Origin of the sequence: Allocatelliglobosispora scoriae (assembly GCF_014204945.1) — a bacterium.
Taxonomy (GTDB): Bacteria; Actinomycetota; Actinomycetes; order Mycobacteriales; family Micromonosporaceae; genus Allocatelliglobosispora; species Allocatelliglobosispora scoriae.
The window spans coordinates 1,362,008-1,374,739 of record NZ_JACHMN010000002.1 but is presented as its reverse complement, the minus strand read 5'-3'; the positions used below and the strand labels follow the sequence as shown (position 1 = coordinate 1,374,739).

At 70.7% G+C, this 12,732-nt stretch carries 12 protein-coding genes; 2 read left to right on the top strand and 10 right to left on the bottom strand.

Going from position 1 to position 12,732, the window contains the following annotated elements; all coding sequences use genetic code 11:
- The 7 genes from F4553_RS11900 to F4553_RS11870 form a co-directional block, all read right to left on the bottom strand.
- Positions 1-390: an avidin-fold protein gene (locus tag F4553_RS11900; protein WP_184835416.1), complete on the bottom strand. Its 390-nt coding sequence runs from the start codon at positions 388-390 to the stop codon at positions 1-3.
- A gap of 5 nt (positions 391-395) precedes the next feature.
- A complete protein-coding gene (locus tag F4553_RS11895) occupies positions 396-1,694 on the bottom strand; it encodes a SidA/IucD/PvdA family monooxygenase (RefSeq protein ID WP_184835414.1) in 1,299 nt (432 codons plus the stop codon).
- A 77-nt stretch (positions 1,695-1,771) separates the two neighbouring features.
- A complete protein-coding gene (locus tag F4553_RS11890) occupies positions 1,772-2,812 on the bottom strand; it encodes an FAD-dependent oxidoreductase (protein WP_184835412.1) in 1,041 nt (346 codons plus the stop codon).
- Between the two features lie 5 nt (positions 2,813-2,817).
- On the bottom strand, positions 2,818-4,167 hold the full coding sequence (locus F4553_RS11885; RefSeq protein WP_184835410.1) for a class I tRNA ligase family protein: 1,350 nt from the start codon (positions 4,165-4,167) through the stop codon (positions 2,818-2,820).
- Positions 4,154-4,519 (bottom strand): cupin domain-containing protein, encoded by a 366-nt coding sequence (locus F4553_RS11880; protein WP_184835408.1) that lies wholly within the window; start codon positions 4,517-4,519, stop codon positions 4,154-4,156. Before F4553_RS11880 ends, F4553_RS11885 begins: the two co-directional genes overlap by 14 nt.
- A 328-nt stretch (positions 4,520-4,847) precedes the next feature.
- A complete protein-coding gene (locus F4553_RS11875; protein WP_184835406.1) occupies positions 4,848-5,291 on the bottom strand; it encodes a hypothetical protein in 444 nt (147 codons plus the stop codon).
- Positions 5,292-5,518: 227 nt separating this feature from the next.
- Positions 5,519-6,469, bottom strand: coding sequence for a GlxA family transcriptional regulator (locus tag F4553_RS11870; RefSeq protein ID WP_184835404.1), 951 nt, complete (start codon positions 6,467-6,469; stop codon positions 5,519-5,521).
- A 70-nt stretch (positions 6,470-6,539) separates the two neighbouring features.
- Between F4553_RS11870 and F4553_RS11865 the strand changes: the two genes are divergently transcribed.
- The gene (locus F4553_RS11865; RefSeq protein ID WP_184835402.1) at positions 6,540-7,811 is read left to right on the top strand and encodes an MFS transporter; all 1,272 of its coding nucleotides are present in this window, start codon (positions 6,540-6,542) and stop codon (positions 7,809-7,811) included.
- 125 nt (positions 7,812-7,936) lie between these two features.
- Positions 7,937-9,154 carry a non-homologous end-joining DNA ligase gene (ligD, locus tag F4553_RS11860; RefSeq protein WP_184835400.1) on the top strand — a complete coding sequence of 406 codons (1,218 nt, stop codon included), beginning with the start codon at positions 7,937-7,939 and terminating at the stop codon, positions 9,152-9,154.
- 203 nt (positions 9,155-9,357) lie between these two features.
- On the opposite strand, the gene F4553_RS11855 is transcribed toward ligD, so the two are convergent.
- From F4553_RS11855 to F4553_RS11845, 3 genes are all read right to left on the bottom strand, one after another.
- Positions 9,358-10,674 (bottom strand): MFS transporter, encoded by a 1,317-nt coding sequence (locus tag F4553_RS11855; RefSeq protein WP_184835398.1) that lies wholly within the window; start codon positions 10,672-10,674, stop codon positions 9,358-9,360.
- A 29-nt stretch (positions 10,675-10,703) separates the two neighbouring features.
- Positions 10,704-11,264, bottom strand: a complete 561-nt coding sequence (locus F4553_RS11850) for a DUF305 domain-containing protein (protein ID WP_184835396.1) — start codon at positions 11,262-11,264, stop codon at positions 10,704-10,706.
- Between the two features lie 74 nt (positions 11,265-11,338).
- Positions 11,339-12,589, bottom strand: coding sequence for a DUF1996 domain-containing protein (locus F4553_RS11845; protein WP_184835394.1), 1,251 nt, complete (start codon positions 12,587-12,589; stop codon positions 11,339-11,341).
- Between the last annotated feature and the right edge of the window lie 143 nt (positions 12,590-12,732).

Here is a 12,732-nt window from a genome sequence, read left to right as displayed (position 1 = left end):
CTAGTGCTCCTCTCCTCGACGCGACGGCGCGGTGGCGCCGGCGTCGTCGGTTACTTCCTCTATATAGGACACTCCGGCGGATCCGTCGAACCGCTCCCAGTGCTCGGCGATCCGCAGCCGGCCGTCGGCGAGCACCGTCGGCTCGTAGCGGCAGCGCCCGGCGACCATGTCTCCGTTGCCGAAGGCGAGGCAGTAGACGCCCTCGACGGTGCCGTCACGATCGCAGACGCCGACCATGGAGCCGCCGCGCAGCCAGCCGCCGGAGTACTCGCCCCGGACCAGGTCGCCCTGCTGGCTGAACCGCCCGCGCGGGGTCTCCTCGGTCGACTGCACCGCCGGTGCGACGACGACGGGTACGAAGACCCGACCGTGGTAACTGATGTCCGGCACGGTGCTCACCACCGGACCGGCGACAGCTCGTCGCGTACCTGGTAGATGTGCGTGCCGAACATGGAGTTGACCACCCGCGCGGCGCGGACCGGGAGCAGGGTGAGCCCGGCGTTGGTGAGCCCGTGGCTGTAGCGGCTGGCGCCCAGGGCATAGATCTTGTGCCCGTTCATCCCCTTCCAGCGCACCGAGAAGTCCGACTCGACGATCATCTCGTTCTCGTCGTCGAGGTCGATCCGCTCGCGCAGCTCGTCGTCGAGGGGCAGCGGCGTCGCCTCCCGCCCGGCGGCGACCACGACGTGGCGGAACCGGTACTCCTCGCGCCGCTCCGGCGACGTGCAGCGCAGCACGATGTCGTTGCCGTCGCGCTCGCCCGAGGTGACGTCCCGGTGCGGCAGCAGGGTCACCGGATAGCGGCCCAGCTCCAGCATGCCGTCGTAGTTGGCCTGGTAGAGCGCGCGCAGCGCACCCGGGGTGAGGGCGTCGCCGGTCAGCTTGTGGTCGGCGATGAGCTGCCGCCGGGTGGTCCGGGTCAGCTCCTGCATGTAGTCGACGTGCTGCGGCCGGTAGATGTCGTTGGCGATCGGCGAGTCGTCGATGCTCTGGAACCACTGGTGGCGACCGAACCACGAGATGTCGGTGAAGCCCGCGCCGAGCAGCCGGAACACGCACTCGATGCCGGTCTGTCCGGCGCCGATCACGGCGACGGGCGCCTCGGTGTCGGCGCGCATCGCGTCGAGCCGGGCGGCGAGCCCGTCGGCGATGAAGACCTGGTCGGCCGGGAGCCCGCCGAGGTAGGCCGGCAGCATCGGCCTGGTGCCGACGCCCAGCACCAGGTGCTCCGAGCGGGCCAGCGGCTTGCCGTCGGAGTGGACGGTGAAGCCGCCCTCGCCGAAGGAGACCCGGTCGATCCGGGAGCTGTAGGAGATGTTGCCGATCTGCTCGGCGGCCCAGGCGAGGTAGCGCTGGTACTCGATGCGGGGAATCGCGTCGAACTGGGCGTTGAGCAGGGCGTAGAGCCGTCCGGTGGTGACCAGGTAGTTGTGGAAGGTCAGCTTGTGCCGCGGGTCGACGAGGGAGACGAGATCCTTCAGCCAGCCCGTCTGCATGCGTACCCCCGAATAGAGCAGGTCGGCGTGCCACGACGGGCCGGGAGCCGCGTCGAAGAGCGCGATGCGCTCGGTGGTCGCGGATTCGAAGAGGGCGGCGAGGCTGAGGTTGGCCGGTCCGGCGCCGATCCCCACCGTGTGGAAGTAGGGGAGTTCGGCCGGCACACAACCAAGATCATTGACTGTACGGTCGGACATGGGATGAACCTTTCTGACGGGTGATGGTGTTCAGCGGTGGTTCACGGACCCGCGGCGCGGTGGCGCCGAAGGGCTGTTCAATCAGCGGTGAGCTGAGCGGCGGCGATCGAGCTCGCGGCGAGCGCGGTCTTCACCGAGCCGCCGGCACCACCGGTGAAGGTGTGCAGCCGGGGCGCCGCACCGACGGGCCGCAACCGCAGGACGGGCTGCCCGGCATAGCAGTCGGTGGCGCTGATCCGCGATCGCGGCGGGCCCAGGCGCAGCCGGGGGAACCGGGTCCGGGCCACCCTGCTCGCCTCCACGTGCAGGGCGGTGGTCCCCGATGATTCGCCCGGTCCCGCGCCCCAGGACTGCGTGGGCAGTCCCAGCAGCACGGCGCCGTCGGCGGTGGGCCGGCCGAAGAGCCCGGACGTCTCGTCGACGAAGACCGGCGGTCGCCAGCCGCCGGCCGGGTAGACCGTGTACTGGATCGCCTTGGTCCGGTAGCCGTCGGCGGGCAGGCCGCTCGCCCGCAGCAGCGCCGGGGTCCAGGCCCCCGCCGCGATGACGACGACGTCGTAACGCCGCACCGCCTCCACGGTGCGGCAGTCGACGGTGCCGTCGGTGTGCGGGACCAGCGCGGTGATCGCGCCGGTCCGCACGGTGGTGCGCTGCCGTCCGGCGAGGTCGGCGAGCACCCGGCTGCGCAGCCGGTGCGGTGAGATGTAGCCGGCGAACCGCTCCGTGACGGCGACCGTCCCGGCGGGCAGCCCGGCCCAGCCCGCGCGGGTCAGCTCATCGGTCGCCGCCAGCGAGACCGACCCGTAAACGCAGCGGTCCACCTCGGCCAGTTCGGCCGACAGCTCCGCAGAACCCTCCCGCAGGTACGCCGACCCCGTCCGCCGGAAGTCGGCCCACTCCCGCAGGACCCGGCTCGACAGGAGCTCGGCGAGGCTCGCCACGGCGAGTTCGCGCTGGACGGGATGCGTCTCGTAGCCGCGCACCCCGCCACCGGAGGCATCGGTCGCGTCCCGCTCGCCGTCGTCGCCGGTGAAGATGTCGACCTGCCGGGCGCGGCCGGCGAGTCGCCACGCGAGCAGTGCCCCGGCGAGCCCGCCGCCGATGACGCAGATGCGCATCGCCGTCACCCCCGCCCGGTCAGCGCGGACCGCAGCGGCTCCACGTCCGGCGCCCCGGCGGCGAGCAGCGTGAGCAGGCAGCGTGCGGCGGTCGGCGGGGAGAACCCGTCGAGCCGCAGCGCCGCCAGGCCGCGGGCGAGCTCGGCGGCGGCGAGCTCCGGCGGCATCGGCGTGGTCGGTGCGGTGCCGTCGAGCAGGGGGGCCACCCGGTCGCGGAAGGCGGTGAACGCGGCCATCGTGAAGTCGCTGGCGTAGCGGTCGGGTCGGTCCCAGGCGAGGTAGAGCCGGACGATCGCGGGGTCCTCGCCGGTGAGCAGTTCGTTGGCCCAGATGGCGTGGTTGCGGCTGGTGGAGAACTTCCGACCGTCCAATGTGTAGAACTCGTTGACCGCGAGGCCGGTGAGGGGCAGCGGGTCGAGTCCGGCGGCTGCCCAGATCGCGGGCCAGTAGACGGCGTACCAGAAGGCGTTGTCGATGCCGTGGCAGTGCCACAGCTCGCCGACCTCGCCCCAGGCTGCCCGGTAGTCGCCGAGGGTCTCGGCGTCCGGGTAGACGTGGCGGGCGATGCCGTAGAGGTCGGTGAGGGCGACCTCGGCGTGGGCGTCCACCCGCATCCCGGCGATCGCCGCGGTCCCCGGCACACCCCAGTCGGCGGGGTAGGCGAGCGGCACGGCGGGCAGCCCCACCCTGAGGTGGTGGGCGATCAGGCTGCGGACCCGGCTCGGGAGTTCCGCCCGCACCCACAGCTCTGTCAGCCGGTCGCGGTAGTCCTCCATGCGCAGCACGGGCAGCACGGTCGGTACCGTCCGGGCGGCTCCACCGCACACGCCGCAGACCGGATCGACGAGGTCCTGCGCGGAGGTGAACGAGCCGCAGCCCTCGCAGGCACCGCCCGCCGCCTCGCCGCCGCAGCGGGAGCACCGGCCCGTCACATAGGACTGGTAGAGCGTGCGGTCGCAGTCGGAGCAGACCTTGAGGTCGAACTCCGTCAGGTGGACCGCGCCGCTGGTGATCAGCCGGTTGACCAGCCCGTCGATGATGATGTCGTGCCCGGGCAGCAGCGGGTCGGTGAAGTTGTCGTGGCGGATCCCGGCGAGCCGGTAGGTCTCGACGATCTCGGTGCGGAACTCGGTGAGCATCTTCTCGACCGGGATCCCCGTCCGTTCCGCCTGGAGCAGCACGTAGTTCTGGTGGACGTCGAGACCGGTGGAGAGGATCGCCCGGACACCGCGGGCCCTGGCCGCCCGGGCCGCGATGTCGGCTGCGACATAGGGACCGGAGAGGTGGCCGATGTGCAGCGGACCATTCACGGTCGGCTGCGGCATCGTGATGACGACGAGCTTATCGGTCGTCATTCGAACACCTGTTCGAATTCGTGGCGGGCATCCAGTAGACACTGAAGATCAGCAATGCCTCGTCGGGCGAGGTGTTGTAGACCGTGTGCCCCTCGGAGCTGTCCAGCAGGAAGGCCGATCCCTGGTCGACGACGGTGCGAACGCCGTTCACGTCCACCGTGGCGCTGCCCCGGACGGCGATGGAGAATTCGTATTCCGGGTGCCGGTCCGGTGGACTGTTGTCCTGTGGCGGAATGCAGTACCACATCGCTTTGAATGGGAATCCGAGAGTCGCCGGATACTGTTCGAATCGTGCGACCTCGACGCTTTCGACAAGGCTTTTATGGGCTGTCGAATAGTCGAATACCTGCACTGTTCCTCCCTCCGTGATCATGTCCTGAGCTGGGAAAACACGACCGACTGCATGATGTGGATAGACGAAAGGCCCGCCCGGCCGGTCGGCGGGCGGTTCATTCGCTTCATTCGAACGTATGTACCAATATGAAAGAGCAGTGAAGGAACCGTGTCAAGGGTTCGAGGGATTTATCAAAGATCGACCTGGGAAATGGTCGGTTTTCGCGACCTATTCACGAATCGTCATGCCGTCGCCGGATTACCCGGGGCATGACTATTTCGTAAACAATAAATGTATCGATATATGGGCGCGCGAAAGGCCCACTCCAGCGCGCGAGGCGTGAGTCCTACCAGGGGTTGAGCTCGCCCCGGACGCCGTCACAGGTGGCGCTGACCCAGCCGGTGCCGATGTAGTTCTGGCTCTGCCCCAGCAGGGAGCCCTTGCTGTCGGTGCGGCCCACGAAGTCGAGGAAGTCCCTCGGCCCCTGGCTGCTGTCGAAGGTGCAGCGGACGTCCGTGAGCTTGGGGAAGCCCTTCAGCTCCACCGCGATGAACGCGCAGGACGGGATGCCGCACCTCGGCCGGCCCTGCGCGCTGTCTCCCTTGTAGACGGCGACCGACCTGCCCTTGGCGTCATGGGCCGGGTTGTCGTCGCCGAAGGGGGGCCAGCCCACCGTCGCGGCGAAGGTCAGATAGGCGAGGATCAGGCCGACGAGCGTGCTGATGATGGTGACGACGGTGCTCGTCTTGCTCAGCCCGCTGCTGGGCTTCGGCTCTTCGGCGACGGCCATGGGTCTCTCCGGGGGTGAGGGTCTGCCGGTGATCCTAGGGGTGCGGTCCGTCACCGGTCACCGCCAGCACCCCGCCGTTAGGACCGACTCTTGAAGAGTTGCGGCCAGGGTGTGGCCACCGTGCGGGTCGAGGCCGCACGCCGCGCGCTGCTCGCCCCCGGGTTAGGGCCAACTCTTCAAGAGTTGGTCCTAACTGGAGCACCCGGCAGTCGGAGCTCCGAACCGGGTCAGCGGCGGAAGGTGCGGCGGTAGGCGGCGGGTGCGACGCCGATCGCCGCGTGCAGGTGCTGGCGCAGCGAGGTGGCCGTGCCGAACCCGGCCCGCGTCGCGACCTGGTCGATCGGCAGGTCGGTCGTCTCCAGCAGCCGTCGGGCGTGCTCTATCCGCTGGTGGGTGAGCCACCGGCCGGGGCTGACGCCGGTCTCGTCGCGGAACCGCCGGGTGAAGGTGCGCACGCTCATCCGCGCATGCCGGGCCAGTGCGTCGAGGTCGAGCGGTTCGTCGAGCCGGGTCAGCGCCCAGGCCCGGGCCGACGCGGTCGAGGCGTCGCCGACGGGCGGCATCGGCCGGTCGATGAACTGCGACTGCCCGCCGTCGCGCCACGGCGGCACCACGCAGCGCCGAGCCGCCCGGTTGGCGACCTCGCTGCCGTGGTCGCGGCGCAGCACGTGCAGGCACAGGTCGACCCCGGCCGCCACCCCGGCCGAGGTGAGCACGTCGCCGTCGTCGACGAAGAGCACGTCGGGCCGCAGCTCCACATCGGGGAACGCCCGGCGGAACCGGTCGGCGTATGCCCAGTGCGTCGTCGCCGGCCGCCCCGCCAGCAGCCCCGCCGCCGCCAGCACGAACGCCCCGGTGCAGATCGACATGATCCGCGCGCCCCGCTCGTGCGCGGCCCGCAGCGCCGCGAGCGCCGGATCCTGCGGATCCAGCTCCAGCGACGAGCGGTGCACCCCCGGCACGATCACGGTGTCGGCGGCGTCGAGCAGCTCCAGGCCGTGGTCGGGGAGGATCGCAAACCCCGCGCTGGTACGCACCGGAGCACGCCCCGAGGTCGCCGTGCTGACCGAGTAGAGCTGCTGCTCACCGGGCTGGTCGGCGGCGGGGAAGACCTGCGCCGGGATGCCCAGGTCGAAGGCGACGGTGACGTCGAAGGCGAGGACGGCGATCCGATGCATGGCCTGATTCTTTCACATAGTGGCAGTCAAGCCACTCGCTCCGTGCCGACGGCAGGATCATGATGAGGTCGTGACGAGAAGACTTCACCCCGCCTGGTCCGTGGCCGCCGTGGCGTTCGTGGCCCTGATCGGTGCCGCCGGATTCCGATCGGCCCCCGGCGTACTCATCGAGCCGCTGCAGGACGAGTTCGGCTGGTCGACGGCGACGATCGGTGCCGCCGTCTCCGTCAACCTCGTGCTCTTCGGCCTCACGGCACCCTTCGCCGCCGCCCTGATGGAGCGCTTCGGCATCCGGAAGGTCACCGCCTTCGCGCTGCTCATGATCTCGCTGGGCAGCGGCCTCACCGTCTTCATGCGCCAATCGTGGCAGCTCATCGTCTGCTGGGGTGTGCTCGTCGGGCTCGGCGCCGGGTCGATGGCGCTCGCCTTCGTCGCGACGGTCACCAGCCGCTGGTTCGTCAAGCACCGGGGCGTCGTCACCGGCATCCTCACCGCGGCCAGCGCCACCGGCCAGCTCATCTTCCTCACCTTCATCGCCTCGCTGACCCAGGCGCAGGGGTGGCGCATCGCCACGCTCGTCATCTCCGCGACAGCCCTGCTCGTCGTGCCGCTGGTGCTGTGGCGGCTGCGGGACGACCCGGCCGACCTCGGTGTGACGGCGCTGGGGGCGGAGGCGGCTGATGGCGTACCCACCGGGGGATCGGGAGGGGGCGCGGCCCGGCGCGCCCTGACGGCGCTGCGGGACGCCTCGCGGTCGGGGGCCTTCTGGCTGCTCGTGGGTGGTTTCGCGATCTGCGGGATGACGACGAACGGCCTGATCGGCACCCACTTCATCCCCGCCGCGCACGACCACGGCATGCCGATCACGACCGCGGCGAACCTGCTGGCGCTCGTCGGCCTGTTCGACATCGTCGGTACGGTGCTCTCCGGCTGGCTCACCGACCGCTTCGACTCACGGGTGCTGCTCGGGGCCTATTACCTGCTGCGCGGGCTGTCGCTGCTGATCCTGCCGGGGTTCTTCGGCGCGCAGGCGCACCCGAGCATGCTGGTCTTCATCATCTTCTACGGCCTGGACTGGGTGGCGACCGTACCGCCGACGATCGCGCTCTGCCGTGAGCAGTTCGGCGTCTCCGGGCCGATCGTCTTCGGCTGGGTCTTCGCGTCGCACCAGATCGGTGCTGCGGTCGCCGCGTTCGGTGCCGGTGCCGTCCGCGACTCGCTGGGCAGCTACAACGCGGCGTTCTACGTCGCGGGGGCCTTGTCGGTCGGCGCGGCCGGCCTGTCGATGGCGATCCGCCGCCCCGGCACCGTCCGCCAGTGGCGAGTCGCCCTCCCCGCGTGACCCGGTCACGTTTTGCAGCAAAGCGTGGCCTCGCTTCGCGAGATGGCCACGCTTTGCTGCAAAACGTGACAGCGAGCGGGCCAAGATCGGCGCAACTCTTGAAGAGTTGGTCCTAAGGTGAAGGCATGGCCACGTCTCAGGTCGTCTCCGTCGGCGGGCGCGAGGTGACGATCACCCACCCGGACAAGGTGATCTTCCCGGAGTCCGGGCTCACCAAGCTCGACCTGGTCACCTACTACCTCACCGTTGCCGACGGCGCGCTGCGCGGGGTCACCGGGCGGCCGATGATCCTCAAGCGGTTCGTCAAGGGCATCGACGAGGAGGCGTTCTTCCAGAAGCGCGCCCCCACCGCCCGGCCGGACTGGATCGAGGTGGCGGAGCTGAAATACGCCTCCGGCACCTCCGCCGAGGAGGTCGTCGTCCGCGACGCCGCCGCGCTCGCCTGGGTCGTCAACCTCGGCTGCATCGACCTCAACCCGCACCCGGTGCAGGCAGAGGACCTCGACCACCCCGACGAGCTGCGCATCGACCTCGATCCCGTGCCCGGCGTCGGCTGGGCGCAGATCGTCGAGGTCGCCCTTGTCGTGCAGCAGGTCCTCGCCGATCACGGGCTCACCGCCTGGCCCAAGACCTCCGGTTCGCGGGGCTTCCACATCTATGCCCGGATCGCGCCGGAGTGGCCCTACCCCAAGGTGCGGCTCGCCGCCGAGACGGTCGCCCGCGAGGTGGAACGGCGCGCTCCCGACCTCGCCACCAGCAAGTGGTGGAAGGAGGACCGCGAGGGTGTCTTCGTCGACTTCAACCAGAACGCCAAGGACCGGACCGTCGCGTCGGCCTACTCGGTGCGCGCCGTCGCCGACGCCCGGGTCTCGACGCCGCTGACCTGGGACGAGGTGCCCGGCTGCAAGCCGGAGGAGTTCACGCTCGCGAGCGTCGCCGAGCGCTTCCGCGCCATCGGCGACCCGTGGGCCGGGATCGAGACGGCGACCGGCTCGCTGGCACCGCTGCTCGCGCTCGCCAAGGAGCTCGGCCCGGCGGAGAAGCCGCCCAAGGGCACCGGCCGCCGCCAGTCGGCGATGCCGCTGATCGAGATCGCCCGGGCGAAGACCCGCGAGGAGGCGGAGGCGGGCCTGGACCGCTGGAAGGAACGCCATCCGGGAGTCGTGCCGCTGCTGGAGCCCGCCGACATCCTCGTCGACGGCATGCGCGGTCGGAGCTCGGTCTGGTACCGCATCCGCATCAACCTCCAGCACGTGCCCGAGGCGGATCGGCCGGCGCAGGAGGAGCTCGAGGTCGACTACAACCCCTGGGCCGGCATGTCCCGCGACTCCACCGAGGCCTGATCTTGCGGGTGCTGGTGCGGTGGGCGGGCGCTGCGGCGCTCCAGGCCCGCTCATCGGCGAGATCGTGGCGCCGAGGTGTCGCTGGAGCAGCACTTCTGCGCCAAGGTCGAAGTCCGAGAGGGCTTTAAGACCAACTCTTGAAGAGTTGCGGCGATCTTGGGCGCGGTCCCGACCCGGGGGGCGCGGTTTGCAGCAAAGCGTGCTCATTTCGCCGCGCGAGGCCACGCTTTGCTGCAAAACGTGGCCCCCGGGGAAGCGCGCCCCGGGGAAGGGGGTGAGGAGGAGGTCACGCGGAGGCGGTGAGGGGGGACGAATCTGACGGGATGAGGTCGTCGCCGGGCGGGGACGGGTCCGGGCGGCCGAGGCGAGTCGTCGCGATGACCACGAAACCGACACCGACCAGCGTCGCCGCGATCACCGGCAGCGCCGCCGGGCCGAGGTGGTCGACGACGATACCGCCGATGAGCGCCCCACCGGCGATCCCGAGGTTGAACGACGCCGCGTTGAGCCCGCTCGCCGCATCGGGCGCGCCGGGCGCGGGCCCGCAGGGTCGCGGTCTGTACGAAGACCGGGATCGACCCCATCGCCACCCCGGTCACGCAGATCCCGGCGACGACGAGCGCCACCGATGTCGGCCCGAAGGCGAGGACCGCCAGTGCCGTACCCAGCGCGGCGGTGCCGATGAGCATCCCGGCCCGCAGGCGCCGGTCGATGAAGACGCCGGTGGCGAGGAGTCCCAGCCCCCCGGCGACCCCGGACGCGAGCAGCACCGGACTGATCTGTTCCTCGGCGAGGCCGACGTGCAGCAGGAACGGTGCCACATAGGTCGAGAAGGTGAACTGTCCGAGCATCGTCACCGCCGTCACCACGACGACGGGCACGAGCCCGGGGATCCGGGCCACCTGGGCGAGCCGCTGCTCCTTCCCGCCCGTGGTGCCGGGCAGGTCGGGCAGCGCGCGCCAGCCGAGCACGATCAGCAGCACCGGTGCGACGGCGAGGATGACATAGGTGGGGCGCCAGCCGATCGCGACGCCGAGCGCCGTCCCCGCCGGTACGCCGAAGAGCACCGCCAGCAGCCCGCCCGACGAGACCAGGGTGACCGCGCGGCCGACCCGTTCGGGTGAGACCATCCGGGCCACATAGCCGCCGAGCATCGCCCAGAAGAGTGCATGGCTGAGCCCGCCGATCAGGCGTGCCCCGATCGCGAGCGCGTAGGAACTGCTCAGCGCCATGACGGCGTTGCTGGAGGCGTACCCGACGAGGGTTGCGGTGAGCAGCGGGCGGCGCGCGAACCTGGCCGTGGCGATGCCGAGCGGCGCGGCGAGCACCGCGACCACCAGCGCATATGCCGTGACCAGCAGGCCGAGCTTGCCGGGGGAGACGCCGAGCGAGCGGCTCATCGAGGGCAGCAGCCCGGTCGGCAGCACCTCGGTGGTGATGGAGAAGAAGACCGCCAGGGACATGACGGCGAGGCTCAGCACGGGCCAGGGGGCGCGCCGGGAGGGTGGTGCGGGGGGCATGAGAGCGACGCTACACGCGTGAGAGCGCTCTACCGAGGGGTTAACGCGGTAAGGCGCTCCAGGGCGCTCCCACGGTCCTTCTCGATCGCCATCGCGAGCGCCTTCACCGCGGGCTGGCTGCCGGCCTTCTGCTCGGACTTCGCCAGGCTGAGGCACTGGCTCAGGTGCTCGCGCAGGCTGGTGGTGAGCAGCGCGTCGAAGGCCGCACCGCTGCTGGCGCGCATGGCCGCGAGCGCCTCGGGGGTGACCATGCCGGGCATGACGTGCCCCTCGTGCGGGTTGCCGGGCGGCGCCTGGATCTCGACGAGCATCCGCTTCAGCTCGGCCGCCTCGTCGCGGTGCGCGGCGGCGACCTCGGCGGCGAACGCCTTGAGCTTCGCGTCGGCGGCGCGCTCGGGTGCCAGCTCCAGGATCTGCAGTGCGTGCTCGTCGAGGGCGAGCGTGAGCTGGGTCCAGGCCAGGTCGGTCCCGCCGGCGACGGCGACGGGCGCGGCCGTGGAGGCGGTCGCGGTCGGTGCCGGTGCGGGCGAGGCGCAGCCGGGGGCGAGCGCCGCGATCAGCGCCAGGCCCGCGAGCAGTTTAAACCTCATCTGGTACGCCTCCAAGCGGTAAGGGCATCGCCCGGGGCGGTTCGGCGGCCCGCCCCGGGCGATGCTGACTCAGGTCACGGGGTGCCGTTCGCCCCGCACTTGATCTTCGGACGGATGCAGTCGTTGACGCGACGCTCCATCTCGGCGATCGGCCATGCGTTGAAGAAGTCGCCGTGCATGGTGAAGCCGCCGCCGGAGGAGAGCCGGATCCGGTTGAGCGGGTTGCCGGTCACCGGGTAGCGCAGCACCTGGCGGACCTTGGGCACCGCGACCGGATGCGACGCCGGGCAGGCGCCGTTGACCGGGTAGGCCATGTGGCTCTTGTGGTCGGCCGAGTCGAGGGTCGTGCCGTTCCAGCACTGCGGGAAGTCCAGGTAGGACTCCAGCATCGAGTCGGCCGGGCAGGTGACGAAGTCGTGGGACGAGCCGACCTCGTTGTGGTGCAGGCAGGACCAGCGGGAGATGGTGTTGTCGTTCGGCCCGGTGGCCTTGGCGTTGCCCGCCACGATCCGCAGGCCGTAGGGGAGGGCCTGCGTCGTCGGGAGCAGGTTCTCGTTGATGCCCTCACCCAGGTAGTAGAAGGTGGTGCCGGTGGGCGGGACCGCGACGTTGTTGACGTAGAGCGTCGGCACCCAGTAGGACGACAGGTCGACCGCCGGGTTGCAGTTGCTGCCCGCCGCGGCGAGCGTCTGGACCGTGGAGTTGGCGTTGGTCGAGGTGTTGCCGAAGAAGTCGTGCGAGTGCGAGGCGCCCGGCAGGCCCGGGAAGACGATCGGGTCGTCCGGGAGCCGGTGGGTGAAGGGGCAGTCGGCGAGGAACTCGGCGACGCGCACGATCGGACCGCCGCCACCGCCGCCGGGTGCCGGAGCGCCGCCGGTGCCGAAGGCCTGGAACTCCCAGAGCGAGACGCCGTACTGGGTGGCTCGGGCCGTGGCGTAGAGCCGGATGTAGCGGCCGGAACCCGAGACGTTGAGGGTCTGGTTTCCGCCCGTGCCGGTGGTGGTGGAGTAGATGGTGGTCCACGGGTTGCCGCCGCTGGGGGAGACCTGGATCTGGAAGGCCGTGGCATAGGCGCCTTCCCAGCGCAGGACCACCTGGTTGACCTGGGCGGTGGCGCCGAGGTCGATCTGGAGCCACTGCGGGTTGCTGAACGCGCTGGACCAGCGGGTTCCGTTGTTGCCGTCAACCGCGTTGGCGGCTGCGGCACCGCCGTTCTCCACCGAGGAGGCGGTCGCCGTGTGGCCCTGGGACAGCAGGACGTCGGCGGCGCTCGCCGGGCTGGCGGAGGTGATAATCGAGGTGCCGACCAGACCCGCGATGGCCATCGCGAGACCGGCGATCCTCAGACGTCGTGGACGAGCGGGGCGGGGTAAAACCTGGTTCATGACGATTCTCCTGGCATGAGGAGGGGACGGGATCGTACGGGGGTCGGGGGGCGGGCGGGTGTGACAGCACCCGCCCGCCCCGA